Source organism: Dactylosporangium sp. NPDC051541, assembly GCF_044454505.1.
In the GTDB taxonomy this organism is placed as follows: domain Bacteria; phylum Actinomycetota; class Actinomycetes; order Mycobacteriales; family Micromonosporaceae; genus Dactylosporangium.
The window spans coordinates 831,831-857,938 of sequence record NZ_JBITDU010000002.1 but is presented as its reverse complement, the minus strand read 5'-3'; the positions used below and the strand labels follow the sequence as shown (position 1 = coordinate 857,938).

Genomic DNA, 26,108 nt, shown 5'->3' with positions numbered 1-26,108 from the left:
GAACGCCCGACCCGTTCCGCTAGGGCCGCGTGACGGGCCGGCGGCAGGAGTACACCAGGACCGGGCCGGTGGGGACCAGCGGGTGTGGACGTAGGCGAACGTGGTACTGGTCCACGGCGCATTCGCTGACTCATCACCAACGCGGCGACCGGCAACCCGAACGTCAAGGCGCTCGTCGATCCGAGGGGGCCGGCGCGGTCGCCTCCGTCCACGCCGGCCTGGCCCGATGATCGGCCGAAGGGGGAGTACCGATGCGAACTCGATGTATATAGAGTTATGCGGTGACCCGGACCCGGCGACCTTCCCCGCAGACCACCGCGGTGCTGCACGCACTGGCCGTGGAGCCGTCCACCTGGCGATACGGCTACGAGCTCGGGCTGGAGGTCGGCCTGCGGGCCGGCACCCTGTATCCGATCCTCATGCGGCTGTGCGACCGCGGCCTGCTCGAGGCCGCCTGGGAGACCGCCCCACCGCCCGGTCGCCCGCCGCGCCACCTCTACCGGCTCACCGGCACCGGCCAGGAGCTGGCCGCGGCGACCCCGGCCGCCGAGCCGGTCGAGACGAAGCCGGCCGCGGCCCGGCCGGCGAAGCTGCGGGGTGCGTGGTGAACGGCGGCGAATGGGCCCTCGCGGCGGCGGTCCGGCTGCTGCCGGCGCCCCGGCGGGAGTGGGGCGAGGCGATGCTCGCCGAGCTGGCCGGCATCGGCCCGGCCCGCGAACGGCGCCGGTTCGCGGCCGGCTGTGTCGCCGCGGTCCTCACCCGCCCCGCGGCGTGGCGCCGCGCCGTCTACGCGCTGCTGCCCGTGGTCCTGGCCGGGCTCGTGGTGCGGTGGAGCGCGGCGATCGACTGGGCGCCCCGCCGCTGGGGCGTGGTCGCGTTCGCGGTCGTCCTCGCGGCCGTGGCCGAGCTCGGCGTGCTGGGACCGTTCGGCCCGGTCGCGGCCGGCCCGGCGGCCCGGATCGCCCGGCTGGTGGCCTACGCGCTCGTCGGCGCCCTGGCGGTGGAGGCCGGCTGGTTCATGGCCCAGCAGACCAACGCCGACCTCGGCGGCGAGCCCGTCCTCGCGGCCGTGTTCGCCGGCTTCCTGACCGGGGCGCTGGCGATGACCGGCCACCGCGCGGCGGTGACGGCGGGGACGCTGCTGACCGGCCTGGCCGGCGGCTTCGGGATCGCGGGGATCTGGGCCGCGACCGTGCTGCTGGCCCCGCCGATCCCGGCCGACGTGGGCCTGCCGGTGATCCTCCTGGGCCTGGGCCTCGCCGGGATCGGCCTGGTCGTCGAACGCCGCCGCGGCCCGGCCGCCGCGTGGGCCGTCGCGACCACCGCCGGCACCACCGCGGTGCTGCTCATCGTCAACCTCCTCACGGCCCTGTCGGTGGCCGCCCCGGACCGGCTCATCCCACACCTGCTGCCACCCCTGGTGCCGGCCGCGGCCCAGATCGCCGGCAGCCGCGTCGAGCTCCCCGACCATTACCTGTGGCTGCTGCTGCTCGGCTGGTTCCTGGCCCTCGCCCAGTGGACCGCCGCCCGCCAGACCCGCGAAACCACCGTCGCCGCCACCCGGCCGTCGGTGTTCAGTCCGTGAGCCGCTCGCGGATCGCGGCGATGTCGTCGGCGGTGACGCCGGCGGCCAGCAGGTACCCCTCCGCGTCGAAGCCTTCCACCACGCTCAGGATCGCCGCCCTGGTCGTCGTGCCCTTGCCCGCGAGGACCGCCTGCAGCCGCGGCGTCGGATCGTCGCGGCCCAGCCGGGCATACAGCGCGGCGACCCCCGCCGCGCCGAGCTCGTAGTCGTCGGCGAGGACCGGCGGCTCCACGCCGGCCAGACTCAGCAGGAGCAGTGCCAGCAGGCCGGTGCGGTCGCGGCCCACGCCGCAGTGGAAGACGACGCCACCCGGTTCGGCGCGGGCCACGGCGGTGACCGCGGCGGCACAGCGGGCGGGCTGGCGGGCCAGGAACGGCGGGTAGTACAGCGGCGTGCCGTTGAGGAGCTCCTCGTTGAGGTACCGCCAGAGCTCCACGTCCTCGACCCCGTCCAGCGGCACGTGGACCCGGTTCAGGCCCGCGGGGAGCCGGACGTCGCCCGGCGGCACCTCGTCGTCGTTGCGCAGGTCGATGATCGTGCGGACGCCGGCGGCGCGGGCGGCGCGCCAGCCGTCCGCGGTGACGAACCGCGGGTCCGCCGAGCGGATCAGCACGCCCGTCCGGGTCCGGCCGCCACCGGCCGTCGGGAGCCCGCCCAGATCCCGCGCGTTACAGAACCCGTCCCACTCGATGCTGCGCATCCGTCCCATTCTGCCGAACACGGTCATCGCCGGCCGTCCGGCCGCCGCGGCCGCCGTCAGTCGATGCGGTACCGGTCCGCCCGCTGCAACGCGCTGAGCAGGGTGTCGTCGATGACCTCGCGCTGCGCGTCGCTGCCGCCGAGGCGGACCCACTCGCCGGTGCGGCGGGAGATGAGCTCGACGGTGCGCGCATAGTCGCCGGTGAGGTACGCGCTCAGCGCCCGCACGAGCACGCTGACGAGGTCGAAGGCCGGCTCGGTGCGCCCGGCGGTGTAGCGGCCCAGGACGTCCAGCCCGGCGAGATCGTCGGCGGCGGCGAGGGCGATCGCGGCGTGCAGGCCGATGAACGCGGTTCGCGGCTCGGTCAGCAGCTCCTTCGGCACGACGCCGAGGACCTCGCCGATCGCGACCGGCTGGGGCGGCGCGCCGAGGACCCGGCAGCGCCACAGCAGCGACGCCGAGTCGACGAGGGCGCGGACGCCGCCGACCGACCGGGGCGACAACCGGCCGCGCAGCCGGGCCGAGACGTCGGTCCAGCGCTCCAGGGCGAGCTCGTGCAGGGCGGCGTGCCAGGCGAAGTGCGCGCCCTGGAACGCGGCCCGGCCGGGTCCGCCGATCCAGCCGTCGAGCCAGGCGAGGCCGGCCCGGTGCTCGCCGGTCTCGTAGTACACGTGGCTGCGCGCGTGGGCCGCGTGGCCACCGGCCGGGTCGGCGGCCAGGGCCCGCTCGGCGAGGTCGGCGCTCTGCGTCCAGCGGTGCTGCTCCTGCCGGACGAACGCCAGCAGCCCGAGGTACCACCAGTCCTCGCCGTACACCGGGGCCAGCCGCTCGACGATCGCCCAGGCGTGCTGGGGGACCTGGGTGGCGCCGCCGAAGGCGATCGTCGGGACGCACGCGTTGACGACGAGCGCGTCACGCGGGAAGTCGTCGATGTGGCGCAGCAGACCGGCCGGGTCGCCGGCGCGGACCCGGCCGGTGACGGCCCGCAGGAGGCTGGCGGTGCGGGCGTCGGCGCCGGACCGGGCCGCCGCTTCGGCCGCGGCCAGCGCGTCCGTCGCGTCGGCGGCGATGACCCCTTCGACCGCCAGCAGCGCGCGGACGGTGTGTGCGAGCGCGAACGACGGGTCCTCGGCGGTCGCCGCGTCCAGCGCCGCGTCCGCGCCCTGCTGCACGCGCAGCACCCGGCGGACCGCGTCGTCGAAGTGCTCGGCGGCCCGGGCGGAGGCGAGCACGGGCAGGCCGTACCGGTCCCGGCGGACCCGCGGCCCAGGTGCCCGGCTCGGCGCCGGCCGGTCCTGCAGCCGCTCGGCCAGCTCGAGGGCCTGCGCCCGGATCTCCGGCACGGCGGTCGTCTCCAGCAGCTGGCCGCGGCGGGTGCTGCCGAGCGTCCACAGGCCCGGCACCGGCGCACCGAAGGCGTCGCGCAGCTGCCCGTCGCCGGTGGTCGCCCAGCCCACGCCGAGCGGGCCCGCCGTGACGTACCCCTCCGCGAACAGCTGCTGGATCAGCGGGTTCGTCGAGCCGGCCAGGTCCGGGTCCGGCCCGGTGGTGTTGATGATCCAGCTGCCGGGCTCGGCGACGGCGATGGCGACCGACGGATGCTCGGCGGCGATCGTCAGCCGGCCCTCGGCCCGCAGCGCGGCGATCGTGGCCGCCACCGCCGGGGCCATGCGGTGCCGGGCGTTGTCCCACCGGCGCAGGTCCCGGCGCAGGAACTCCCGGCGGTCGCCCTCCGGCAGGCCCGTCCAGAGCGCCTGGGTGTGCGGCCGGAGCCCGTCGACGGCGGGCCGCCAGTCGCCGGTCGCCGCGATCGAGTCCCGGACCCGGCCGTGGACGAGCCGGCGCAGGTCGCGGATGCCGGCGGGCAGCGCGGAGCCGTCCAGCGGCATGGGCGCCCGGGCCTCGGTCGTGTGGGCGTACGGCAGGAGGCCGTTGCGGGAGGTGGCGGTGATCGTCCGCCGCGTCCGGGCGGCGAGCGTCACGGCGACGTCGACGGCGGTGAGCCCGGTGCCGACGATCAGGACCGGGTCGTCCGGGCCCACGCCGTCCAGGGCGCCGGGCCGCCACGGATCGGCGACGAACCGCGGCCGGCTGCGCAGGCGGCGGGGCACCCAGGCCTGTGCCGGCGGCTCGATGCCGATGGCCAGCACGACGTCGGTCGCGTGGACCGGTGCGGCGCCCTCGACGGTGATGGTCCACCGGTCGGGGCCGCGGTGCACGCCGGTGGCCCGGCCGTGCAGCAGGCGCACGTCGGCACCGGCCCGATCCCCGTCGGCGGCCTCGCCGGCCAGCGCGGCCAGGTAGGCGCCGAACGCGGCGCGGGGCACGAACGCGTCGCGGGTCACGCCGTCGTGACCGTTGGCGGCGAGCCAGGTTGTGAAGTGTTCGGGCTGCTCCGGCCAGGCGCTCATGGCCGATGTCCGCACGTTGAGCAGGTGGGCGGGGTCGGTGGTGCGATAGGCGGTACCACTGCCGAATGCTCCTGGGCCCCGGTCGATGAGGGCGATCCGGAGCCGGTCGCCGGCCAGCCGCGTCAGGTGGGCCAGGACCAGCGCGCCGGCGGCGCCGCCACCGACGATCGCCACATCGACTTCGCTCACTGAAACCCCACTTTTCCCACTGAGATGATGGATCATCCCACGCGGGCCGGGCCGCGCTGAGCCCGCGTCCGCGCCGGCGGGCCCGGACGCGCTGCGTCCGCATCCGTGCCCCCACGACCGGACGCGCTGCGTCCGCGGCAAGTGGCCATATGTATTTGCAGTGGTAGTGTCGCCGCATGCGCCAGGCCGGACTCATCGACTCGGTCGAAGGGCTCGGCCGGCACGATCACGTCTGCTGGGGCTTCGACTCGCCCGACGAGTATCGGCGCGTCGCGGAGCGGTTCCTGGCCGAGGCGCTGGCCGACGGGGCGCGGGTGCTCTTCGTCGGCGCCGCGGACCAGGCGTCCGCGCTCAAGCGGGCGGCCGGGTTCGCCGCGGGCGCCGCGGACGTCCATGACGTCGGCTTCTACGGCGACGGCGGTCGTTTCGACCCGATCGCGCAGGTCCGGGCCTACGCGCGGGCGACCGAGGCGGCGCTGGCCGACGGCTACACCGGCCTGCGGGTCGCCGTGGACGTGACGAGCCTCGTCGGCACCGACGCCGAGCGGGCCGCGTTCGCGGCGTACGAGCACCTGGCCGACGCCTACATGGCCGGCCACCCGATGTCCGCCTTGTGCGCATACGACCGGGTTCAGCTGGGTTCGGCGGCGGTCGCGGAGCTGGCCTGCATGCACCCCTTGGCGCGGGCGGGCACGACCCCCATGCGGCTGTTCGCGTCCGATGAGCCCGGCACCACCGCGGTCCTCGCCGGCGAGGTCGACCTGGCGAGCCACCCGCTGCTGTGCACCGCGCTGGACCGCATCCCGCTGCGACCGGTCGACGGCGTCGTCACGCTGGACGCCCGCGAGCTCACCTTCATCGACCACCGGAGCCTGCTGTCGCTGGCCGCCCGGGTCCGGGCCCGCGGCGGCGCCGAGACGCGGCTGGTCGTCGCGCCCGGCAGCGGCCTGCCCCGGCTGGTGGCCCTGCTCCCGGCGGCCGCGCCGCGCGTGGCGGTGAGCGCATGAGGTCGGGGCCGGCGGCCGGGCACGACGGGCTGCTCCACGAGGCCGCGTTCTACGGCTCGGACGACGAGTTCCTCGCGGTGGTGGTGCCGTTCCTCCGCGCGGGCGTCGCGGCCGGCGAGCCCACCGTGTCGCTGTTCGGCCCGCACAACCAGCGGCTGGTGCGTTCGGCGTTCGGCCCGGGCAGCGGCGTCGAGTTCATCGACGGGGGCCGGCACTACCAGCGCCCGGCCGCGGCCATCCGCCGGCACCGCGAGATGCTCGCGCACTACGTCGGCGCCGGCGCCGCGCAGATCCGCATCGCCGGCGATGTCCCGCACCCCGGCGTCGGGGTGCCGTGGGAGTGGTGGGCGCGCTACGAGTCCGCGGTCAACGAGGTCTACGACGAGTTCCCCATGTACGGCCTGTGCCCCTACGACACCCGCACCGCGCCGCCCGAGATCCTCGCCGATGTCCAGCGCACCCACACCCACATGGTCGGCGCCGACGGCCACCGCCGGCCCAGCGGGATGTACCAGCCGCCGCGGCAGTTCCTCACCACCGGCGTGACGTCGTGGCCGGAGCCGCTGCAGGCGTCGGCGCCCGCGGTCGAACTGCTCGATCCGACCCCGGCGCAGGGCCGCGGCGCGGCCGCCGCCCTCGAGGCGACGGCGGCGCTGTCCGCCGACGAGTTCGAGGGGCTGGTCGTCGCCGTCAGCGAGGCGGTCACCAACGCCGTCCGGCACGGCCGGGCACCCGTGCGGCTGCGCGGCTGGGCCCGGCCCGGCCGCGCCGTCGTCACCGTGACCGACGCCGGACCCGGCCCGGTCAACCCGGTCGCCGGCCTGATGCCGGACCGCGAACCGGGCGGGCTCGGCCTGTGGCTGATGCATCAGCTGTGCGCGTACGTGTCGCTGCAGCGCGGACCCGAGGGCTTCACCGTCCGCCTGGTCGCCGAGGACTCGCCCGCCGCCTGACGTACGGGTGGCCGCCCACCGAAGTCGATCGCCGGTGCAGCGGATCGACGCGGTTCTGCGTTCTTCTTCCGACGGAAGGAGTTCCATGCGGTTCGAGGACTTCGCGCACGCCCGGCTGCCCGCCCTGCTGCGCTGCGCGGCGCTGCTGTGCGGCGAGCGGGAAGCGGCCCGGGACCTGGTGCAGGACGTCCTGACCAAGTCCCTGGTCCGGTGGCGGCGGATCGGGGCCCTGGACGAGCCCTACGCCTATGTCCGCGCGATGCTCACCAACGAGTTCCTGTCGCAGCGGCGCCGGCGGCGGGTGGTGACGGTACCGCTGACGTTCGACGCGCTCGACGGGCCGGCCGCGCCGGTCCAGGGTGACTACGCCACCGAGTCCGCCGCCCGGGAGGCGATGTGGCAGCGCCTGGCCACCCTGCCGCCGCAGCAGCGCGCCACGGTGGTGCTGCGCTACTACGAAGGGCTCACCGACGCCGAGATCGCCGAGGTGCTCGGCTGCCGGCCGACCACCGTGCGTAGCAACGCCGCGCGGGCGCTGGCCGCGCTGCGGATCGAGCTCACCGACTCCAGCCTCGCGACCGAAGGGCAGCACCAATGAGCGGGACGAACAGCATCGACGTGTTGCGGGAGAGCCTCGACGAGCACGCGGACCTGGCCGCCGACGGCGCCGGCCTGCTCGACGGCGTGCGGGCGGGCGCGGCCCGGCGGCGTCGGCGCCGCCGGATGACGGCGGCGGCCGGCGTGCTGGCGGTGGCCGTCGTGGCGACGCTCGCGGTGGGTCAGTTCGCCCGGCCGGGGGTCACGCCGGCCGCACCGTACAGCCGCGGGATGCTGCAGCTCTCGGCGAGCGTGGCCGCGGACAGCGGGTTCGAGCTGCGGGGGTACTCCACCGCCGCCGACCTGCAGCAGCTGGTCCTCGGCGGCGACGTGCGGGCCGAGGTGCACGATCCGGGCGCGTACGACCCGAGCACCCTGGCCGGAGCGCAGCGGATCGGCCTCGGCGACGGCGCGGCCGGGTTCGCGCTGCCGGTGTTCGCGCCCCAGGGAATGACCGGCTCGGCCGTCACGGCCGTCGCCCGCCGCGACGCCACGGGTGCGTGGATCGTCGCCTATGGGCCGGTGCCGCAGGATCGCCTGGCCAAGGCGGCTGTGGCGGTGCGCATCGGGCCACCGCGCGACGTGCGGTGGCCGCTGCGGCTCGAGTTCGTGCCCGCCGGCCTGCGGGTCGTGTCGGTGGAGTCCCAGCCGGCCGACGTGATGACGATCCTCAACTTCCACGACGCCGACCACCGGCTCATGCTCCAGGTGGTCAGCCAGCGCGCGCAGAACATGGACTTCGCGTCGCAGTTCGGCGCGCCGGCGCCGATCGCCGGGCACGACTCCTGGTTCATCACCAGGGCGAACTCCGACTGGTTCGGCGAAGGCGACACCTATGCGGCCGCGCTGATTGTGCGGTACGAGCCGGGGTGCAGCCTCATGCTGCGCACCGCGGACGCCCGGGCGGTGACCCGCGCGACGCTGGAGCGGGTGGCGCGCGAGACCCGGTTCGGCTCGTGCACCGACCTCTCGACGTGGACACCGCCGATGGGCTGACCCGCGGTATGTAACGTTCAGGCCCCGGCCGCGCTCGGCGGCGCGCGGCTTGACTTCGCGGGCGGCCCCCGGCCACGCTGCGCAATTGATGGTGGTGAATCGACTGATGGGGGTACCGGCGATGGACGGGCAACGGCGACGGAGGCCACGATCGGCCACGATCCTGGGACTGACGGCCGCGCTGGCGGCGGGCGCCCTGACCGCGCCGGCCACCCCGGCCGTGGCCGCCACCGGCCTCACGCTGTCCGTCGACGTGGCCGCGGCCCGGCACGCGATCAGCCCCGACATCTACGGGCTCAACGGGGCCGACCCGGCGTTCGCGGCCGAGATCGGCCTGCCGGTGGCGCGCTGGGGCGGCAATGCCAGCACCCGGTACAACTTCCGCAACCACACGTACAACACCGGCAGCGACTGGTACTTCGAGAACATCGTGGCCGGGCCGGCCAACACGCTCGAGGCGTTCGTCAGCACCAACCGGGACCGCGGCACGAAGCAGGTCGTCACCGTGCCGATGAGCGGCTGGGTGGCCAAGGACTCCCCGGATGCGCACCCGTTCGCCTGCGGCTTCCCGGCCACCCGGTTCCCGGCCCAGGACGGGTTCGACCAGTGGGACGCCAACTGCGGCAACGGCAAGCTCGACGGGGCCGACCTCACCGGCGCGGTACCCGCCGACACGTCGATCCCGGCCGACGCCGCGTTCGACGGTGCGATGGTGTCACACCTGGTGAGCCGGTTCGGCCCGGCGGCGCGCGGCGGGGTGGCGATCTACGAGCTCGACAACGAGCCGGTGCTGTGGAGCTCGACCCACCGCGATGTGCACCCCGGTGCGGTGTCCTACGACGAGCTGGGCGGCAAGAGTACGGCGACGGCCGCGGCCATCAAGGCCGCCGACCCGAGCGCGGCGGTGCTCGGCCCGTCCGGCTGGGGCTACTGCGAATGGGTCGCCTCCGGAGTCGACGGATGCGCACCCGGCGCCGACGCGGCCGCGCACGGCGGGCTGAACTTCTCCCAGTGGTACCTCAAGAACATGAAGGACTACAGCGACGCCCACGGCGGGCGGCGCTTCCTGCACTACTTCGATCAGCACTACTACCCGCAGATCGGCGGCGGCACCGACCCCGACGCGGCCGCGCTGCGCCTGCGCTCGACCCGCTCGCTGTGGGACCCGACGTACGTCGAGGAGTCCTGGATCGGCCCCAGCGGCGTCAACGCCCCACCGCTGCAGTTCATCCGCACGATGAAGGCATGGGTCGCGCGCTACTACCCCGGCACGAAGGTCGCCATCACCGAGTACAACTGGGGTGCACTCGGTGACATCAACGGCGCCCTGACGCAGGCCGACGTGCTGGGCATCTTCGGGCGGGAGGGGCTCGACCTGGCCACCATGTGGGGCGAGCCGCAGCCGACCCAGCCCGGCGCCTACGCGTTCCGCATGTACCGCGACTACGACGGGGCCGGCGGCCGGTTCGGCGACGTCAGCGTGTCGGCGGTCAGCAGCGACCAGGGTCAGCTGGCGGTGTACGGCGCGCAGCGGCTGTGCGACAACGCCCTGACCCTCATGGTCGTCAACAAGACGGGCACCGATCAGGCCGCGCCGCTGTCGGTCGCCGGGTTCAACGGCAGCGGCACGGCGCAGCGGTTCACCTACGGCCCGGCCGATCTCGGCTCGATCGTGCGCGGTGACGATCTCGCGGTACACCGGGGCCAGGTCGATGCGACGTTCCCGGCCAACTCCATCACCCTGCTGGTCCTGCCGGCCCGCCGGCGCTGACCGCCGGCGGCCCTCAGAGGCGGCCGGGGCGGCCCGGCGCGGGGGACAGGCGGCTGACGGCCATCTCGTCGCACAGCGGCGGCAGGACGCGCGCGAAGCCGGCGCTCGCGAACTGCCAGTTGTGCCCGCCGGCGTCGACGAAGCGGTGGTTGACGACGCCGGCCCGGGTGGCCGCGGCCGACAGCTGCTCACCGACGGCGATGCCGCGGGTGTCGTCGGCCCCGGCGCCGAACCACAGCGTGACGCCGGGGTAGTGGCGGGTGCTCAGCAGCCGCGCGGGGTCGTGGGCCAGCTGCGCGGCGACGCTGCCGCCGAAGAGGTGCTGCAGCGTCTGTTGGGGGCCGCCGAGGTTGGGCCGGGCGTCCCCGCCGAAGTCGATGGCGTGCTCGTAGATGTCGGGGTGGCCCAGCACGAGGTCCAGCGCGCAGGTGCCGCCCTCGGAGAACCCGGCGATGCCCCAGCTCGACGAGGTGTGCTGGACCCCCAGCGTGCCGGTGATGAACGCGGGCACGTCGGCGGTCAGGTAGGTCTCGGCGTTGCCCGCCGGGCTGTCGACGCACTCCGTGTCGCCGGTGGCGGAGCCGTTCTGGTCGACGACCACGAGGACCGGGGCGCGGCCGTGATGCGCCGCGGCGTAGGCGTCGTCCGTCGACTGCCCGTGCCCGGACTTGAGCCAGTTGATCGGCGTGCCGGGCGAGCCGACCAGCATGACGAGGACCGGCAACGTCGCCCGGTCCGGGCCGAAGTAGGCGGGCGGCAGGAACACCACCCCGGAGCGGTGCCGGAAGTGCGACCTCGTGGCCGGAGCGTCGAGGTCGGCGATCACACCCTGCGCGGGTGGGCGGCCGCCGGGCGTGGCGGTGCCGTCGATCAGGTTGTGGGCCTGCTGGGCGTCGAGCGCCCCGGAGTGCCCGAGGACGTCGCCGACCTGCGGCCAGATGCCGTACTGCTGGTCGATGAGCAGGAACGCGCCGGCCGCGGTCACGGGCACGGCGACGACGGCCGCCACCCTTCGCCACACCGGTGCGCGCCCGGCGGCCGGCCCGGGCGGGCGGCGGCGCAGGACGAGCGGGCAGCCGGCGAGGGCCGCGAACCCGGCCCCCACCCAGATCGCGAACGACGGCGGGTAGGCGTCGGTCACGGTGCCGGTGGCCCACAGGATCAGCGCGACCACGCCGACCAGGCCGGCGATGGCGAGCAGCAGGGCCGGCAGCAAACGGGTGATCCAGCGGCGGTCCCGGCTCCACCACGCGGCGACCAGCAGCACAAAGCCGGCGGCCTCGGCGCCGTCGCCGGCCGCCCGATCGAGCAGTGATACGTGATCGAAGGCTCCGGCCCGCGCCGCCTGCGCGAGGCCGATGACCGCGCACCCGGCCGCGGCCCAGGCCAGCGCCACGCCGGCCGTGCGGCCCCGACCGCCGCGGTGCCGGCCGCGCAACGGTGACGCGGCCAGATCGCGCGTCGGCTCCTCCGCGGAAGCGTTCACCATGCCATCGAGCCCCCGCCCCGGATCGCCGCTGCGCGAACCCTAGCGACGACGACGCCGGCCCGGCAACAGCGGACAGTGACCGGACCGTGGCGCCCGGCCTGCCTGGCACCCTTGCGCTACGCCCCGTCGAGCCAGGTGCGCAGCGCCCACCAGGAGCGCAGCGTCGCCAGGACCGTCGCGTCGTCCAGCGGCAGGGCGGTCCGCTCGTGCAGGGCCCGCAGCCGGTAGCGGACCGTATTGGGGTGCACGTGCATGGCGGCCGCGGTCCGGTCGAGGCGCTGACCGTGGTCCAGATAGGACAGTGCGGTGGCGGCCAGCTCCCGGTGGAACGCGTCGGCCGGGTCGAGGGCGGCCAGGACTTCGTCGGCGAGCAGCCCGGCCAGCTCCGGCTGGGCGGCCAGCGCGGCCGGGCCGGCCAGGTCGAGGGCGAGCTGCCGACCGGTGACGCCGAAACGGGCCGCGCCGACCAGGGCGGCCACGCACAGCCGGTAGCCGGCGGCGGCCCGGTCCAGCGGCAGCGGCGGGCCGGTGACGACCAGCACCGCGGGGTCGACCGGGCCCGGCGGCCGGGCGGCGAGGCCCGCGAGGCGGCCCTCGACAGTGCCGAAGACACCACCGCACATCGCGAGCTTCGCCTCCAGAGCGTCGGCCCGGCCGGGGTCCGTCACATTGAAGACCATGCAGCGGTACGGCATGTGCCCGCGCAGCCCCAGGAGCGCGACGTCGCCGGCCGCGGCCGCCGACCGGCCCGGCAGCAGCAAGGCCCGCAGCACCGCGTCGCGCTGGTCGCGGCGGCCCCGGGCCAGGGCCCGCTCGGCCGCGTGGTGGCCGTCGACGACGTGCCGTTCGAGGGCCGACACGTAGCGGTCGAAGTCGAGGGCGGCCGAGAGCAGGGCCTCGTCGGCGATCCCGGCCGCCCGGCCGCGCTCCACCGCGATCTCCAGCAGCCGCGTTCTGGCCGCCTGTACGCCGCGCAGCAGCCCGGCGATCGGCACACCCTGGGCCGCCCGGTCGGCGCCGAGCCGCTCCGCGTCGGCGTAGGAGATGCCGTCGGCGGGGCGCTGGAACGCGGCCAAGCCGGCCGTGAAGAGCAGGGCGACGTGGCGGCGGCTCTCCTCGACGGGCAGCCGGGCGACCTCCGGCGAGGCGTCGCGGGCGGCGGCGACGAGCGTGTCGACGAGGCTCTCGTCGCCGGCCAGCGCGGCCAGCAGCGTCGCGATCATGACCTCTCCGTTGTGGGCGGGCGACAACCGGGCGGCCCCGCGTTGTCGGCGGGGACCTATCGAGCGGCGCCGATCGGCGATTTCCTGAAGGCTACCGCCCGGTAACGTATCCAGGGAGGCTTCGTGACACGGAACCTGCGCCGGCGCGCCGCCATCGCCGGCCTCGCACTGCTCGCCGCCGTCCTCACCCCGCTGCGCCCGGCCGCCGCCGCGCCCGCGCTGCAGGAGGTCATGTTCGTCGGCAACAACTGGGACGGCACCGCCGACATCATCCGGTCCAGCGGCAGCTACGCCAGGATCGGCCGGCTCAATGTCGTGCCGGACAAGAACCAGCGGCTGCTGGAGATCTACCTCAACCCGGTGAAGCTGGCCTTCTACCTCGGCGTCCAGCAGGGCCCGGGAGAGGGCCACGACCAGCTCATCGACGACATGTACACCACGCCGGACGGCTCCGCGCTGGTCGTGTCCCGGCCCAGCTTCGCCGACGTCGTCGCCATCGACATCCGCACCGGCGCGCTGCGCTGGCGCTTCGCGGTCTCCGGCTACCGCGCCGACCACATGGCCGTCTCACCGGACGGCACCCGGGTCGCGGTGTCCGCCTCGACGTCGAACACGGTGCACGTGCTCGACATCAACACCGGCCGGCCGCTCGGCTCGTTCGGCACCGGCGACAAGCCGCACGAGAACATCTACACCCGCGACGGCCGATACCTGTGGAACATGTCGATCGGCGAGGTCAACACCGCGCTGGACGACCCGTGGCTGGACTGGACGAAGGGCGACCGGCACATCACGATCGCCGACGCGCGCACGTTCCAGGTGGTGCGCACCATCGACATGCGCCCGCGCCTGGACGCGTTCGGCCGCTCCGACCTCTCCGACGCCGTCCGCCCGGCCGTGTTCACCCCCGACGAGCGCACGCTGTACTTCCAGGTCTCCTTCTTCAACGGCATCGTCGAGTACGACGTCGCCGCCGACCGCATCACCCGCGTCCAGGAGCTGCCGAAGAACCCGGCGACCAGCCCCGACCGCACGACCTGGGTCAACGACTCCCGCCACCACGGCCTGTCGATGAGCCCCGACGGCGCCAAGGTCTGCGTGGCCGGCACCATGGACGACTACGCCACCGTCGTCGACCGGGCCACGCTGCAGCCGGGCCCGCTGGTCGCCGCCGGCAAGCCCTACTGGGCCACCGTCAGCGGCGACGGCCGCGACTGCGTCATCTCGGAGTCCGGCGCCGACCAGATCACCGCGATCAGCTTCGCCACCGGCCAGAAGGTCCTCAGCGTGCCGGTCGGCGACCACCCGCAGCGCGTCCGCATCGGCCGGATCGCCGCGTAACCTGCGGTGGGCCCCCGTTTGCGGGGCCCACCGGCCAGGTAATCGGCTCCACCGGTTCCGGGGACCCCGTCCGGCCCGACGGTGCGAAGCCGGTCGGCGCAACCCGGCTGCGGCTGTGCAACCGGCGCTACAAGCGGTCTCGGGTGCGCAGGGCGCGGCGGGCGGTGATGGCGAGGCCGACGGCGATCGCGACGGCGGCGGCGACCACGGCGAGGTCGCGGACGGTCAAGGGGCGCAGGTGCAGCAGCCGACCGGCGGGGGTGAGGGCGGCGGCCGCGGCGACGACGGTGGCGGCGACGGCCCACGCCGGGAAGGCCGGGTTGGTGCGCCAGGACAGGGCCGGGCGGGTGCGCAGGGTCCAGGCGATGAGGGCGTGCCCGGCCAGCCAGCCGAGGATCGCCGCGGCCCGGGCCGCCTCGGTGCCGGTGTGCGCGAGCAGGAGGTAGCCGGGGAGGGTGGCCGCGGTGAGGGTGACCGCGGCGGTCGCGATGGCGGCGAGAGCGGCCGGGTCGAGGAAGCGGGTGCCGGACCGGCGGGGCGGGCGGTGCATGGCGCCGGGGGCGGCCGGCTCGGCGACGAACGCGACCGACGCGCCGAGGTCCATGAAGATCTCGAGCAGGACGATGTGGACCGGCGCGAACGGCACGGGCCGGCCGGCGGCGAGGGCCGCGAGCAGGACGGCGACGAGGGCGACCTTCGCGCCGAGGTAGAACGCGACGGCCCGGCGCAGCTGGGCGCCGATGTTGCGGCCGGTGGCGACGGCGGCCACGACGGTCGGGTAGGCGTCGTCGGTGAGGACGATGTCGGCGGCGGCGCGGGCCAGGTCGGCGCCGCGGCGGCCCATGGCGATGCCGACGTCGGCGGCGGCCAGGGCGGGGGCGTCGTTGGCGCCGTCGCCGGTGACCGCGACCGTGTGCCCGCGGGCCTGCAGCGCCTGGACGATGCGGTGCTTGGCCGCGGGGGTGGCCCGGGCGACGACGGTCCCGTGGGTGAGCAGCGGGCCGAGGTCGGCGTCGGTGGCGTCGGCGAGGCGGTCGCCGCGGGCGATGCGGTGCCCGGCGGGCAGGCCGGCCGCGGCGGCGACGGCGGCCGCGGTGTCGGGGTGGTCGCCGGTGACGACGACGGTGGCCACGCCGGCCCGGTGCAGGGTCGCGACGGCGTCGGCGACGTGCGGGCGCAGCGGGTCGGCGAAGCAGGCGAGCCCGGCGTACCGCAGCCCCCGCTCGACGTCGTCCCGGGCGACCGGCGCCGCGGGCGGCGTGTTCGCGGCGAGAGCGTCGTCCCGGGCGACCGGCGCCGTCGGCAGCGCGTCGGTGGCGAGAGCGTCGTCGCGGGCGGCCGGGGGCGCGGGCAGCGTGTTCGTGGCGAAGGCGATGATCCGCAGGCCCTGCCGGGCGCGGTCGGCGACGAGGTCGTCGAGGCGGGCGCGTTCGGCCGGGTCGAGGGTGCAGCGGTCCAGGACCGCCTCGGGGGCGCCGGCCACCGCCACGACGTAGGAGCCGCCGGCGCCGTGGTGCACGCGGCTGAGCAGCTTGCGGTGCGGGTCGAACGGGTGCCCGGCGACGACCGGGCCCGGCTCGGTGCGGCCCTCGTCGGCGGCCGCGGCGAGGAGCTGCTGTTCCATGGGTTCGCGGCCGCCGGGCGGGTAGGCGCCGACGGCCGCGGCCAGGACGGCCTGGCGGTCGCCGACGATCTCGGTGAGGCGGAGGCGGTTCTCGGTGAGGGTGCCGGTCTTGTCGGTGACGACGACATCGACCGCGCCGATCGTCTCCCCGGCCCGCAGCCGCCGCAGCAGCACGCCGCGCCGGGCGAGCCGCCGCCCGCCGACGGCGAGCAGCACGACGACGAGGATCGGCAGCTCCTCGGGGACGGTGGCGAACGCGACGGTGAGCCCGGACAGGATCATGTCGCGGATCGGCTGCCCGGCCAGTACCCCCGCCAGCGGGACGGCCACGCTGGCTCCGACCGCGATGATCAGGACCGTCTTGGCCAGCTGGGACAGGGCGCGCTGCAACGGGGTCGGCGGCTCCTTCGCCGCGGCGACGAGCCGCCCGAGCCGGCCGAGTTCGGTGCGGGCGCCGGTGGCCGTGACGACGGCCCGGCCGTCACCGGCGACGACGGCGGTCCCGGCGTAGAGCATGCTCGACCGGCCGCCCGGCGGGGTGTCGGCCGGGACCGGCTCGGCGCTCTTCCCGGCCGCGGCCGGCTCCCCGGTCAGGGTCGACTCGTCGATGCGCAGCCCGCGGCCGTCGAGGACCCGGGCGTCGGCGGGTACGGCATCGCCCGCCTCGACCGCGATGACGTCCCCGGGCACGAGGTCGGCCGCGGGCACGTCGCGCACGCCGCCGTCGGCGGTGACGAGGCGGGCGGTCGGGGCGGTCATCGCCCGCAGCGCCTCGATCGACCGGGCGGCCCGCATCTCGGTGCTGGTCTCGAGCACGGCCACGACCGCGATGACGGCCGCGATGGCGACGGCGTCGGACAGCTCCCCGAACACCGCGGACAGCACGGCGACGGCGATGAGCAGCAGCTGCAGCGGCTCCGTGAACGACTCGGCGAGCTCGGGCCGCCAGCGCTTCGGCGGCCGCGTGCCGGCGGGGACGTTGCGCCCGTACCGCTCCCGCCGTCGCACCCGCTCATCCGGCGCCAGGCCTCGAGGTCCGGCCCCGAGCGCGCGCAGCACCGCATCGCCGTCAGCGGCGTGCGCGCCGAGGTCCAGCTCGTCCGGCTCCATTCAGCCCAGCCGGTGGATCGGCTCGGTGACGGTCTCCTGGCGGGCGTCGGCGAACCCTTCCTCGCCGCCCACCTCGACGACCCGCTTGACGATGGCGTCGTCGGCGACGATCTTCCGGAACTTCGCGTAGTAGGCCTCCCGGTCCCGGCGGTCCGGGCCGACGAACGCGGCCTGCCGCTGGGCCTCCTCGTCGAACTGGACGTCGAACATCGTCGGGAGGTCGTCCTCCCGCCGGGGCCGCAGGGTCACCGCCGCGCGGGGGTTGTCAGACACCGCGCGACGGTAACACCTCGACATCCGTCCACCGTCGCACAACGTCTACGGAAACGGCCGGTGGGCGTACCGCAGCCGGCGGCGCCACCATTCGTCGAAGCCGCCCGGCTCGGTCTCCCGTTCGACCTTCCGGACGGTGGCCGGGTGCCAGAAGATGGTCGCGATCCCGCGCCACACCACGGTCAGGGCGAGCTCGTCGGCGGTCAGCGGGCCGATCGCCGGGGCGTGCACCCGGCCCGTCGGCGGCTGCGCGTCCCGCGCGACATCCGTGCGGTACACCCAGATCCGCTGCACCATCGGCCGCCACATCCACACCGGTCCGGCGCCCGCGCGGGCGAACCTCGCGTTCCGTTCGTCGATGGCCGCCTGCCGCTCCCGCTCCGCCGCCCGCGCGGCCGCCTGCCGCTCCCGCGCGGCCTCCTGCGCAGCCGCTCCGGCGGCCGCGGCGCGGTCGTCGATCTCGGCCAGGACGGGCTGGTAGGCGGCGGCGGCCACGGCCATCCGCCGCCGGTACCGTTCGTCGACCCGCCGCAGTTTCGCCGCGGCCGCCTTCGACACGGCGAGGTACCGGTCGCCGGCCTCCGCCCAGCGCTCGACCTCGGCCGCCGTCGCGGGCACGATCGCGGTCGTCCAGGAACCCTGGATGTAGTACCGCCGGGACAGCTCGCCGGCGATCTGACCGCGACGGAAGGATCGGTATCGGCTCCAGCCCGGCACGAGCCAGACGTGCCGCTCCTGCCCGGTCCGGTCGGACCAGGTGAGGCGATGACAGACGCGCGGCGGCGGATCGGCCATCGAGCCATTCTCCCCGCTCGATGGCCGGGACGCACATCAGACCGGGACCGGTTCGCGGTGGGCGGACTCGACGCGCTGGCCGTAGTAGGTGCCGGCGAGGACGAGCGCGATCCCGGCGACGGCGGCCGCGCTCAGGTGCTCACCGGCGACGCCGACGCCGATCAGGACCGCCCACACGGGTTCGGTGCCCAGCAGCAGGCTCGCCCGCGCGGCCGAGGTGCGCCGGATCGCCCACAGCTGCACCAGGAACGCGAACACGCTGCAGCCGAGCGCGAGGTACAGCACGCCGAGCCAGTGCCCCGGCCCGAACGCGCGTACCGCCGCCGGGAGTGCGGGCGCGGCGACGGCCGTGAACAGGATCGCGCCGACCGCGGTCTGCAGCCAGGTGAGCGTCACCGTGTCGTACTGCCGCCCGGTGGTCAGCCGCCCGGACAGGGTGACGTGGGCGGCGCGGACGGCGGCCGCGGCGAGCATCAGCGCGTCGCCGGTGGTCGGTGCGCGCAGGCCGGGGCCGGCGACGAGCAGGGTGACGCCGGCGACCGCGATCGCCGCGGCGACGAAGAACCGGCCCGGCAGCCACCGCCGGTGGGCGGCGCCTTCGAGCGCGGGCGTCAGCAGGATCGTCAGGCTGATCAGCACGCCGGCGTTGGTGGCGCTGGTCAGCGACACCCCGTAGGTCTCCAGGACCAGCACCGACGCCTGCGTGAGGCCGAGCAGCGCCCCGACCCGCAGCTCCGGTCGGCTCGGCCGGCGCCGGGCCATGGCGGGTGCCAGTGCGGCCGCCGAAACCAGGAAACGCAGCGACAGTACGGCCAGCACCCCACCGACCAGCACCAGCGTCTGGGCGGCGAGGTAGCTGCTGCCCCACACCACGGCCACCGCCAGCAGCAGCAGGTCGCTGCGTCGCATCCCCATGGCACCAGCCTGGGGGCGGACTATCGTGAAGACCAGATGGATTCTCGTCAACCGACAGTGTAGTGAGACCTAATGGATCTGCACCATCTGCGCCTGCTCAGGGAGCTCGGCGACCGGGGCAGCCTGGCCGCCGTCGCCCGGGCGATGCACATCACACCGTCGGCCGTCTCCCAGCAGCTGCGGTCGCTGCAGCGCTCGGCGCGGGTGCCGCTGACCGAGCGCCGCGGCCGCCGGCTCGTGCTGACCGAGGCCGGCCAGGCCCTGGCCGCCGCGGCGATCGAGGTCTCCACCGCGCTGGACCGGGCCGGGCGGGCCGTGGACGCCTACCTCGACGACCCGGCCGCGCCGGTCACGGTGGCCGCGTTCCACAGTGCCGGGCTCACCTACTTCGGCCCGCTGCTCGGCCGGGCCGGCCTGCCGCCGGTGCGGTGCGCGGACGAGGACGTGGCCCAGGCCGACTTCCCGGCCCTCGTCGCCGACTACGACCTGGTCCTGGCGCACCGGCTGGCGCACAGCCCGCCCTGGCCGGCCGACCGGCTGACAGTCGTGCCGCTGGCCTACGAGCCGCTGAACGTCGCCCTGCCGGCGGGCCACCGCCTGGCCGCGCGGCCGTCGCTGAGCGCCGCCGAAGTCGCCGGCGAGCCGTGGATCTGCGTGCACGAGGGGTTTCCCCTCGAGGGCGTCCTGACCGCGATCGCGGCCGCCGCCGGGCGCCCCCTGGAGATCGTCCACCGGGTCAACGAGTTCACCGTCGTGGCCGCGATCGTCGCCGCCGGTGGCGGGCTGGCGCTGCTGCCGGCCCACACCAGCCGGCCCGGCCCGGGCGTGGTGCTGCGCCCGCTGGCCGGCCTGCCGGCCGGGCGGCACATCGACGCGCTCACCCGCCCGGAGACCCTCCACCGGGTGGCGGTGCGGTCGGTCCTCGGCGCACTGCGGGAGATCGCGGCGGCTCAGCCGTTGTAGTGCGCGCCGTTGGTGTAGTGGTCGGTGTAGTGCGTCATCTTCGGGTCAGCGGCGTGGATCGGGGCGGCGCGGTCGAACTGGCCGTCGTGGTTGTCGTCGTAGTAGAGCCGGTCGAGGAAGCCGTCGCCGTCGCTGTCGACCTGCATCAGGTCCGCCTTGCCGTCCTTGTCGGTGTCGTACTTGACCTGCTCCATGACGCCGTCGTGGTCGTGGTCGTAGCCGCGGGCGTCGATGTACCCGTCGTGGTTGCTGTCCCACGCCTGGTTGTCGAGGTTGCCGTCGCCGTCGAGGTCGTACTGGTAGACGTCGTCGCGCCCGTCGGCGTTGGAGTCGACGCTGAGCCACTCGTCGTGGCCATCGTGGTTGGTGTCGTGCTCAACGACGTACGGAATGTCGGCGTCGGTCATGGCGGGCTCCCTCGGTTGCTGTGTCTCAGCTCACGGTAGACCGGCACGGACCCGGGCAACTCCCGAATCCGTGCCGCCCTGACCTGGCCAAACAGCCCACCATGGGTCAGATCGTGCGCGGTGCCTTCGCGAGGTTGGCCTCGAGCTCGGCCTTGTTCTGCTTCGCGACGTACGCGGGGCGGTCGCGCTCGACCCGCCACGACTCGCTCAACGGGCTGACGTCGACGGTGTCGAACCCGATCTGGTCGTAGAGGTCCGCGGCGAACTTGGCCGCCTCGGGGTGGTCCGAGGACACGGCCAGGGCGCGCCGGCCCGGGGTGCCGGAGGGGGAGCCGTCGGTGGTGATGTCGGCCGCGCCGATGTGGTTGAACGCCTTGACCACCTTCGACGTGGGCAGGTGGGCCTGCAGCAGGCCCGCGGTGGTCGCCTCGCCCCGGTCGAGCTCGTCGAAGTGGCCGTCGCGCTCCCAGTAGTAGTTGTTGGTGTCGAGCACGATCTTGCCGGCGAGGGGCTCGACCGGCACGTCACGGAACTTGCCGAACGGCACCGTGACGACCACGACCTCACCCGCGGCCGCCGCCTCCTGGGCCGTGGCCGCCCGCGCCGCCGGGCCGAGGTCTTCGATGAGGGCGGACAGCGTCTCCGGTCCGCGTGAGTTCGCGATCACCACGTCGTGCCCGAGGGCGATGACCGCCCGGGCGACCTGGCTTCCGATGTTGCCGGCCCCGATGATTCCAAAAGTCGTCACGGTTCAACTCAAGCCGGACGGCCCGGCACGTATTCCGGAAACTCCCGAGCCCGGCGGGCGCGGCGGCCCGGCCGTTATCAGGCGTCGGCCGGGACGGGCTCGGCCGGGGCGGACGCGCGGACCTTGCGGCGGGTGAACAGCAGCCCGAACGTGAGCGCGGTGCCGTGCATGACGATGCCGTAGACTGCGGCCGGTATCGCCATCTCGACGCTGTTCATCAGCGCCGGGCTGGCCGCGACCGTGAGGGTCAGCGCGGTGTTGTGGATGCCGATCTCGAACCCGGCCGCGGTGGCCAGCCGGTGCTCGACGCCGGCCAGCCGCGGCACCCCGTAGCCGACCAGCAGGCTGATCAGGTTGAACGCGAGCACCGCCAGCCCGACGGCGGCGAAGTAGCCGGGCAGCTTGGCCCACCCGCCGGCGAGCACGGCCCCGACGACCGCCAGCAGGACCACGATCGACAGCACCCGGACCGGCCGGTCGAGCCATCGCGCCACCCGGGGCAGCCGGGCCCGCAGCAGCATGCCGACGATGACCGGCACGACCGCGATCACGAAGACCTGCGACACCTCGGTCCACTGCAGCCCGACGTCGCGACTGTCAGGCAGGAAGTATCCGGCCGCCAGGTTCGCCACGATCGGCAGCGTGACCACGACGATGAGTGAGTTGACCGCGGTCAGGGCGACGTTCAGCGCGACGTGCCCGCCGAACAGGTGGCTGTACAGGTTGGCGGTCGGCCCCCCGGGCGACGCGGCGAGCAGCAGCAGCCCGACCGCCAGGTTGGGCTCGAGCCCGAACGCGAGCACCACTCCGAAGCACATCACCGGCAACACGACGAGCTGGCACACCAGCGCGATCACGGCCGCCTTCGGATACCGCCCGACCCGGGCGAAGTCGTCCATGGTCAGCCCGAGCCCCAGCCCGAGCATGATGATGACCAGGGCAACGGGCATGCCGACGAGGATCAGCGCAGGAAGCACGGTGCATTGTCACCGGCCCCGCTAAAGCCGCTCATTCGCCGCGGGCGGCGACCTGCCGAGCCTCTTCGGCCGCCGCCTCGGCCTCCTCGGGGCTGATGTCGCGCAGGTACAGGGCGAGATTGTGCAACGACCGGGCCAGCAGGGGCTCGAAGGCGGCCGGGTTGGTCGCGGCCAGTCGGCGCCGGATCTCGACGGCCTCGGCGGTGGCGGCCACCGCCTCCTCCAGCCGTCTCAACGCCGCCAGCCGATTCCCGAGATTGTTCAACGACGTGGCGAGGCTGGGTGCGAACGCGGCCGGGTCGGCCCTGGCCGCCCGGCGGTGCACGTCGACCGCCTCGGCCGCGGCGGTCAGCGCCTCCTCCCACCGCCCCAGCTTCGACAGCATCGCACCGAGGTTGCTCAGCGACCCGGCGAGGTCGGTTTCGAGCGGGGCCAGGTCGGCCGCGGCCAGGCGTCGCTGTATGCCGATGGACTCGACAGCGGCGGCCACCGCCTCGTCCGGCCAGCCCAGCTTCGACAGCCGGTTGCCGAGGTTGCTCAACGACCCGGCGAGTTCGCGTTCGAACGCGGCCGGGTCCGCCGCCGCGAGCCGGCGGTGCAGCTCGACGGCCTCGGCCGTGGCGATCAGCGCCTCGTCCTCCCGGTCCAGCTCCGACAACATCCCGCCGAGGTTGCGCAACGATCCCGCGAGGCCCGGTTCGAACGCGGCCGGGTCGGCCGCGGCCAGGTGGCGGCGCAGGTCGACGGCCTCGGCGGTGGCGGCCAACGCCGCTGCCCGCCGCCCCAGCCCCAGCAGCCGGATGCCGTGGTCGTCGAGGGCACCGGCCAGCTGGTCGGTGTCGTCCGGTGCGGGGTCGGCGGGGTAGAGCTGCCGGTGGAGCCGCAGCCCGGCTTCGGAGTATTCGGCGGCCTCGTGGCGCCGGCCGAGGCGGGCGAGGAGCCGCTGGAGCCGATGGCAGAGGCGGGCGATGTCGTGGAGGTCGGTGCGGGGGTCGAGGGCGTGGGCGGCGCTGCGGTGGTGGTGGGCTTCGCGGAGGTCGTCGGCGTCCGCGGCCAGCGGCTGCGGCTCGGTGTCGGCGCGCCGGACCCAGTATGCGGCGGCCCGCAGGTGCGCGTCGGTCAGGGCGGCCGTGTTCCCGTCGCGGCCGGCGAGCGCGGTGGCGGTCCACCGGTGCACGAAGTACGACGGTGAGCCGTCCGGGCCGCGGCCGGGCGTGAGCAGGCCGCTGTCCACGCAGGCGCTGACGGCCCGGTCGAAGTCGGGGTCGTCGGTGACCAGGTCACCGAGGACGTACGACAGGGCGGTGCCGTCGACCGGGACCCGGTACACGCTGGCGCCGGTGATGAGTCGCACGGCGTCGGGGTTGGGCTCGAGGCCGGTCAGGAGCCGCTCGAGGAGGATGTCGTCGGCGGCCAGCGTGGCGACCTCGGCCAGGGCGTCGTCCAGGACGGCGTTCGCGCCCAGGTAGGCGTCGATGTCGGCGTCGGTGACCGCGGCGGTGGCCGTGCTGGTCCGCAGGTGGCGCTCGACGGCGGTGGCCAGGCGGAGCGTGACGTCGGTGTGGCGGGCGGTGCCGCCGGCCAGGAGCGCGTCGACGTACTCGAGGCAGCGCGGGTGGCCGCCGACCGCTCGCCACACGCGTTCCAGGTCGGCGCCGGTCATCCGGTCGAGGTGCGGCAGGGCCCAGGCCAGTTTCATGGTCTCGGCGAACGACAGCGGCCCCAGGTGATGGAAGGTGAGGGCGCGGTGGGCGTTGCCGGGCAGCGTGAAGCGGTATCGGCAGGTGATGAGCAGCCGGCCGCGCCCGGGGCGGGTGACCACGGCGGTGAGCAGCCGGGCCAGGGGCGGTGCGACCGGTTGGACGCCGGTGCCGGGCAGGTTGTCCTCGAAGTTGTCCAGGACCAGGAGCACGGGCACCTCCGTCAGCAGCTCGTGCAGGGCCGCGGTGCGGTCGGGCAGGGTGCGGGCGGCGTCGGCGACCCGCGACAGGAGCCGCGCGACCCGGTGTGACGGTGCGGTCTCGCGGTCCTCGAGCTGGTCGCCGGTCTGGAGGGCGAGCTCGGTGAGCAGCTGCTCGCCGGTGACCGGGCCGGTGACGGCGACGACGACCCGGTCCGGCTCCCGTTCCAGGACCCGGGTGACGAGCTCGTCGGCGAGGGTCGTCTTGCCGACCCCGCCGAGGCCGTGCACGACGATCCCGGCGGTCCGGCCGGACAGCAGGGCGGCGGGCCACTCGCGCTGCTCACGGCGGCGGCCGACGACCTCACCGGCCTCCCGCCGCAGCACCCCGGCCCCGGACCGCGCCGCCGGTATCGGCGCGGGCGGGGCGTCGACGTCGACGACCGGGACCGAGCCCGCCGGCGCGTACACCGACACCGTCGACCACTCCTGGAACCGGGCCAGTCGCCGGTCCCGCTCGTCGACGGAGCGTTCCAGCTCCAGCTGCACGTCCGCGCGGGCGTCGGCCACCGCGGCCACGACATCGGCGGCCGGGTCCGCGGCCAGCCGGGCGTACACCCGGGCGAACACCCGGGTCGCGTACACATCGCTGATCGACGTCTCCGTCGCGATCACCACCCCGGCGCCCCGGGCCAGGAGCCCCTCCGCGAGGGAGACGGTGTAGCAGGCGGCGAGGGCGAACACCGGTGGTATCGCGCCGGCCGGGATCGCCTCGTCCAGGAACTGATCGGCGGTCACCGGGCGGGCGGCGCCGTCCTCGTCCTCCAGGACCAGGAAGCCGGGCGTGCCGTGGCCGGACAGGTGCAGAACATGGGCGGGGGCGGCGCTCAACGCGGCCCGGATCGCCGCCGTGGTCGCGAAGTGGACCACCCGCACGTCGGCGTCGAAGGCCCGGGCCGACCGGACCGCGGCCAGGACGTTGCGCAGCTCCTGCTCGTAGTCGAGGACCTGGCCGCCGCCGGTCAGCGGCGACGCGATCGCCACCACGATCCGCAGCGGGCCGGGCCGGGCGGCCGGGGCCGAGCGGGCCTGGCGAAACGCTCGCACCTGCGGGTCGATGCCCAGCGGGCGGCCGGACCCCGGCGACAGCATCGTCTCCCACGGCAGACCGGCCAGCCCCGGCACCACCCGCAGCCCGACCCGGGTCGGCCGGTGCCCGGCCCGCGCCGACTCGACGAGGTCCTGCAACAGCCGCCCGGCCCCGTCGGCCAGGAAGTTGCGGGTCAACGCGCGCCCGACCGCGAGCACCGGGGCCTGCGACGGCCCGTCCGGTCCGCCGTCAGCGCTCAGGTCACGGTGGGCGGCCAGCCCCGACCGGGACCGGCGGAACGCGTCGAGCGACACCCGCAGCCCGGGCACCACCCCCTGATGCGGCACCGTGACCGCCTGCCGGCCGTGGCCCGACACCGTCACCGACTCCGCGTCCACCACCACCGACACGTCCACCGCCGCACCCACCGACGATCGGCCCACCCAGACGTCGGCGAGACCGTCGAGCACCGCCAGCAGCTCCTCGACCCGGATCACCCACACCGAGTCGCGCAGCCAGCCGTCGGCGCTGTTGTGCCGGCCCGACACCACCGCGACGACGAGCCCGTCGGACCGGCGCCGGACCGGCGCGCCCCGCATGCCCGCGGTGACGGCCGGCGACTCCACCCGCCCGACCACCACACCGTCCCGGGTGGCGCTGCCCTCCAGCCGCCCCGACGCCTCCACGAAGCCCGCGGCATCGGCCACCCCGGCCACCGTGACCGGCGTCGACATCGCCTGCTCCGCGGTCGGCGCGAACCCGGCCACCACACCGGTCAACACGCCCTGAGCCACCTCCAGCACGGCCAGGTCGTGGACCGCGTCGACCCGGAGGACCCGCGCCGGCACCGCGCCTTCGTCCCCGGCCAGGGCGTCCACCAGCACCGTGCGGCCGGCCTCGGCCAGCACGTGCCCCGCCGTCACCACCACACCCGGGCTGACCTGGAAGCACGTTGCGACCGGCACCCGGTCGGAAGACAACACCCGGCCCAGAGACCTGTCCAACGCCATGACCGAAGCCTGACGGACAGCGCGGCCAGGGGCG

Annotated in this window: 21 protein-coding genes; 9 read left to right on the top strand and 12 right to left on the bottom strand. The window is 75.3% G+C overall.

What is annotated here, in order from left to right; translation table 11 throughout:
- The first annotated feature begins 281 nt into the window (after positions 1 to 281).
- Together ACIA8L_RS11970 and ACIA8L_RS11965 are read left to right on the top strand one after the other, a co-directional pair.
- Positions 282 to 608 (top strand): PadR family transcriptional regulator, encoded by a 327-nt coding sequence (locus tag ACIA8L_RS11970; protein WP_395903287.1) that lies wholly within the window; start codon positions 282 to 284, stop codon positions 606 to 608.
- On the top strand, positions 602 to 1,585 hold the full coding sequence (locus tag ACIA8L_RS11965; protein WP_395903285.1) for a hypothetical protein: 984 nt from the start codon (positions 602 to 604) through the stop codon (positions 1,583 to 1,585). The genes ACIA8L_RS11970 and ACIA8L_RS11965 overlap by 7 nt, the downstream gene beginning before the upstream one ends.
- On the opposite strand, the gene ACIA8L_RS11960 is transcribed toward ACIA8L_RS11965, so the two are convergent.
- The gene (locus tag ACIA8L_RS11960) at positions 1,575 to 2,285 is read right to left on the bottom strand and encodes a tyrosine-protein phosphatase (RefSeq protein WP_395903282.1); all 711 of its coding nucleotides are present in this window, start codon (positions 2,283 to 2,285) and stop codon (positions 1,575 to 1,577) included. The genes ACIA8L_RS11965 and ACIA8L_RS11960 overlap by 11 nt on opposite strands.
- Before the next feature lie 56 nt (positions 2,286 to 2,341).
- Positions 2,342 to 4,885 carry an FAD/NAD(P)-binding protein gene (locus tag ACIA8L_RS11955; RefSeq protein WP_395903280.1) on the bottom strand — a complete coding sequence of 848 codons (2,544 nt, stop codon included), beginning with the start codon at positions 4,883 to 4,885 and terminating at the stop codon, positions 2,342 to 2,344.
- Positions 4,886 to 5,061: 176 nt separating this feature from the next.
- Here ACIA8L_RS11955 and ACIA8L_RS11950 point away from each other — a divergent pair, with 176 nt between their 5' ends.
- The 5 genes from ACIA8L_RS11950 (at position 5,062) to ACIA8L_RS11930 (ending at position 10,209) form a co-directional block, all read left to right on the top strand.
- Positions 5,062 to 5,892: an MEDS domain-containing protein gene (locus ACIA8L_RS11950; protein WP_395903278.1), complete on the top strand. Its 831-nt coding sequence runs from the start codon at positions 5,062 to 5,064 to the stop codon at positions 5,890 to 5,892.
- Complete coding sequence (locus ACIA8L_RS11945) at positions 5,889 to 6,845, top strand: anti-sigma factor RsbA family regulatory protein (protein ID WP_395903276.1); 957 nt, start codon at positions 5,889 to 5,891, stop codon at positions 6,843 to 6,845. Before ACIA8L_RS11950 ends, ACIA8L_RS11945 begins: the two co-directional genes overlap by 4 nt.
- 85 nt (positions 6,846 to 6,930) lie before the next feature.
- Entirely contained in the window at positions 6,931 to 7,443 is a 513-nt protein-coding gene (locus ACIA8L_RS11940; RefSeq protein WP_395903274.1) for a SigE family RNA polymerase sigma factor, read from the top strand.
- Positions 7,440 to 8,438 (top strand): hypothetical protein, encoded by a 999-nt coding sequence (locus tag ACIA8L_RS11935; RefSeq protein ID WP_395903272.1) that lies wholly within the window; start codon positions 7,440 to 7,442, stop codon positions 8,436 to 8,438. The genes ACIA8L_RS11940 and ACIA8L_RS11935 overlap by 4 nt, the downstream gene beginning before the upstream one ends.
- Before the next feature lie 88 nt (positions 8,439 to 8,526).
- Positions 8,527 to 10,209: a glycoside hydrolase family 44 protein gene (locus ACIA8L_RS11930; protein ID WP_395903270.1), complete on the top strand. Its 1,683-nt coding sequence runs from the start codon at positions 8,527 to 8,529 to the stop codon at positions 10,207 to 10,209.
- A gap of 13 nt (positions 10,210 to 10,222) precedes the next feature.
- Here the strand turns inward: ACIA8L_RS11930 and ACIA8L_RS11925 are convergent, their stop codons facing one another.
- Together ACIA8L_RS11925 and ACIA8L_RS11920 are read right to left on the bottom strand one after the other, a co-directional pair.
- A complete protein-coding gene (locus ACIA8L_RS11925) occupies positions 10,223 to 11,698 on the bottom strand; it encodes an alpha/beta hydrolase (protein ID WP_395903268.1) in 1,476 nt (491 codons plus the stop codon).
- Positions 11,699 to 11,814: 116 nt separating this feature from the next.
- On the bottom strand, positions 11,815 to 12,921 hold the full coding sequence (locus ACIA8L_RS11920; protein WP_395903266.1) for a PucR family transcriptional regulator: 1,107 nt from the start codon (positions 12,919 to 12,921) through the stop codon (positions 11,815 to 11,817).
- A gap of 123 nt (positions 12,922 to 13,044) precedes the next feature.
- On the opposite strand from ACIA8L_RS11920, the gene ACIA8L_RS11915 reads away from it, so the two are divergent.
- A complete protein-coding gene (locus tag ACIA8L_RS11915) occupies positions 13,045 to 14,262 on the top strand; it encodes a YncE family protein (RefSeq protein WP_395903264.1) in 1,218 nt (405 codons plus the stop codon).
- Between the two features lie 127 nt (positions 14,263 to 14,389).
- Here the strand turns inward: ACIA8L_RS11915 and ACIA8L_RS11910 are convergent, their stop codons facing one another.
- Genes ACIA8L_RS11910 through ACIA8L_RS11895 form a run of 4 tightly spaced genes read right to left on the bottom strand, consistent with a single transcriptional unit; the run spans position 14,390 to position 18,979 of the window.
- Complete coding sequence (locus ACIA8L_RS11910; protein WP_395903262.1) at positions 14,390 to 16,996, bottom strand: cation-translocating P-type ATPase; 2,607 nt, start codon at positions 16,994 to 16,996, stop codon at positions 14,390 to 14,392.
- Positions 16,997 to 17,269 (bottom strand): hypothetical protein, encoded by a 273-nt coding sequence (locus tag ACIA8L_RS11905; RefSeq protein ID WP_395903260.1) that lies wholly within the window; start codon positions 17,267 to 17,269, stop codon positions 16,997 to 16,999.
- A 45-nt stretch (positions 17,270 to 17,314) separates the two neighbouring features.
- Entirely contained in the window at positions 17,315 to 18,064 is a 750-nt protein-coding gene (locus ACIA8L_RS11900) for a hypothetical protein (RefSeq protein WP_395903257.1), read from the bottom strand.
- A 36-nt stretch (positions 18,065 to 18,100) separates the two neighbouring features.
- Positions 18,101 to 18,979 (bottom strand): DMT family transporter, encoded by an 879-nt coding sequence (locus tag ACIA8L_RS11895; protein ID WP_395903255.1) that lies wholly within the window; start codon positions 18,977 to 18,979, stop codon positions 18,101 to 18,103.
- 72 nt (positions 18,980 to 19,051) lie between these two features.
- On the opposite strand from ACIA8L_RS11895, the gene ACIA8L_RS11890 reads away from it, so the two are divergent.
- Positions 19,052 to 19,942, top strand: a complete 891-nt coding sequence (locus ACIA8L_RS11890) for a LysR family transcriptional regulator (RefSeq protein WP_395903252.1) — start codon at positions 19,052 to 19,054, stop codon at positions 19,940 to 19,942.
- Here ACIA8L_RS11890 and ACIA8L_RS11885 read toward each other — a convergent pair.
- The 4 genes from ACIA8L_RS11885 to ACIA8L_RS11870 form a co-directional block, all read right to left on the bottom strand.
- Positions 19,930 to 20,349 carry a hypothetical protein gene (locus tag ACIA8L_RS11885; protein ID WP_395903250.1) on the bottom strand — a complete coding sequence of 140 codons (420 nt, stop codon included), beginning with the start codon at positions 20,347 to 20,349 and terminating at the stop codon, positions 19,930 to 19,932. The two genes, ACIA8L_RS11890 and ACIA8L_RS11885, sit on opposite strands and share 13 nt — an antisense overlap.
- A gap of 106 nt (positions 20,350 to 20,455) precedes the next feature.
- Positions 20,456 to 21,097 carry an NADPH-dependent F420 reductase gene (locus ACIA8L_RS11880; protein WP_395903247.1) on the bottom strand — a complete coding sequence of 214 codons (642 nt, stop codon included), beginning with the start codon at positions 21,095 to 21,097 and terminating at the stop codon, positions 20,456 to 20,458.
- A gap of 77 nt (positions 21,098 to 21,174) precedes the next feature.
- Positions 21,175 to 22,047, bottom strand: coding sequence for a bile acid:sodium symporter family protein (locus ACIA8L_RS11875; RefSeq protein WP_395903244.1), 873 nt, complete (start codon positions 22,045 to 22,047; stop codon positions 21,175 to 21,177).
- Positions 22,048 to 22,105: 58 nt separating this feature from the next.
- A complete protein-coding gene (locus ACIA8L_RS11870; protein ID WP_395903242.1) occupies positions 22,106 to 26,074 on the bottom strand; it encodes a tetratricopeptide repeat protein in 3,969 nt (1,322 codons plus the stop codon).
- Between the last annotated feature and the right edge of the window lie 34 nt (positions 26,075 to 26,108).

Excerpts from the sequence above, each read along its gene's own strand:
- ACIA8L_RS11935 (WP_395903272.1), top strand. The coding sequence starts at position 7,440 with ATGAGCGGGACGAACAGCATCGACGTGTTGCGGGAGAGCCTCGACGAG.
- ACIA8L_RS11870 (WP_395903242.1), bottom strand. The coding sequence starts at position 26,074 with ATGGCGTTGGACAGGTCTCTGGGCCGGGTGTTGTCTTCCGACCGGGTG.
- ACIA8L_RS11910 (WP_395903262.1), bottom strand. The coding sequence starts at position 16,996 with ATGGAGCCGGACGAGCTGGACCTCGGCGCGCACGCCGCTGACGGCGAT.
- ACIA8L_RS11925 (WP_395903268.1), bottom strand. The coding sequence starts at position 11,698 with ATGGTGAACGCTTCCGCGGAGGAGCCGACGCGCGATCTGGCCGCGTCA.
- ACIA8L_RS11895 (WP_395903255.1), bottom strand. The coding sequence starts at position 18,979 with ATGGGGATGCGACGCAGCGACCTGCTGCTGCTGGCGGTGGCCGTGGTG.
- ACIA8L_RS11945 (WP_395903276.1), top strand. The coding sequence starts at position 5,889 with ATGAGGTCGGGGCCGGCGGCCGGGCACGACGGGCTGCTCCACGAGGCC.
- ACIA8L_RS11940 (WP_395903274.1), top strand. The coding sequence starts at position 6,931 with ATGCGGTTCGAGGACTTCGCGCACGCCCGGCTGCCCGCCCTGCTGCGC.
- ACIA8L_RS11930 (WP_395903270.1), top strand. The coding sequence starts at position 8,527 with ATGGTGGTGAATCGACTGATGGGGGTACCGGCGATGGACGGGCAACGG.
- ACIA8L_RS11885 (WP_395903250.1), bottom strand. The coding sequence starts at position 20,349 with ATGACCGACGCCGACATTCCGTACGTCGTTGAGCACGACACCAACCAC.
- ACIA8L_RS11875 (WP_395903244.1), bottom strand. The coding sequence starts at position 22,047 with ATGCCCGTTGCCCTGGTCATCATCATGCTCGGGCTGGGGCTCGGGCTG.
- ACIA8L_RS11950 (WP_395903278.1), top strand. The coding sequence starts at position 5,062 with ATGCGCCAGGCCGGACTCATCGACTCGGTCGAAGGGCTCGGCCGGCAC.
- ACIA8L_RS11890 (WP_395903252.1), top strand. The coding sequence starts at position 19,052 with ATGGATCTGCACCATCTGCGCCTGCTCAGGGAGCTCGGCGACCGGGGC.
- ACIA8L_RS11900 (WP_395903257.1), bottom strand. The coding sequence starts at position 18,064 with ATGGCCGATCCGCCGCCGCGCGTCTGTCATCGCCTCACCTGGTCCGAC.
- ACIA8L_RS11920 (WP_395903266.1), bottom strand. The coding sequence starts at position 12,921 with ATGATCGCGACGCTGCTGGCCGCGCTGGCCGGCGACGAGAGCCTCGTC.
- ACIA8L_RS11960 (WP_395903282.1), bottom strand. The coding sequence starts at position 2,285 with ATGCGCAGCATCGAGTGGGACGGGTTCTGTAACGCGCGGGATCTGGGC.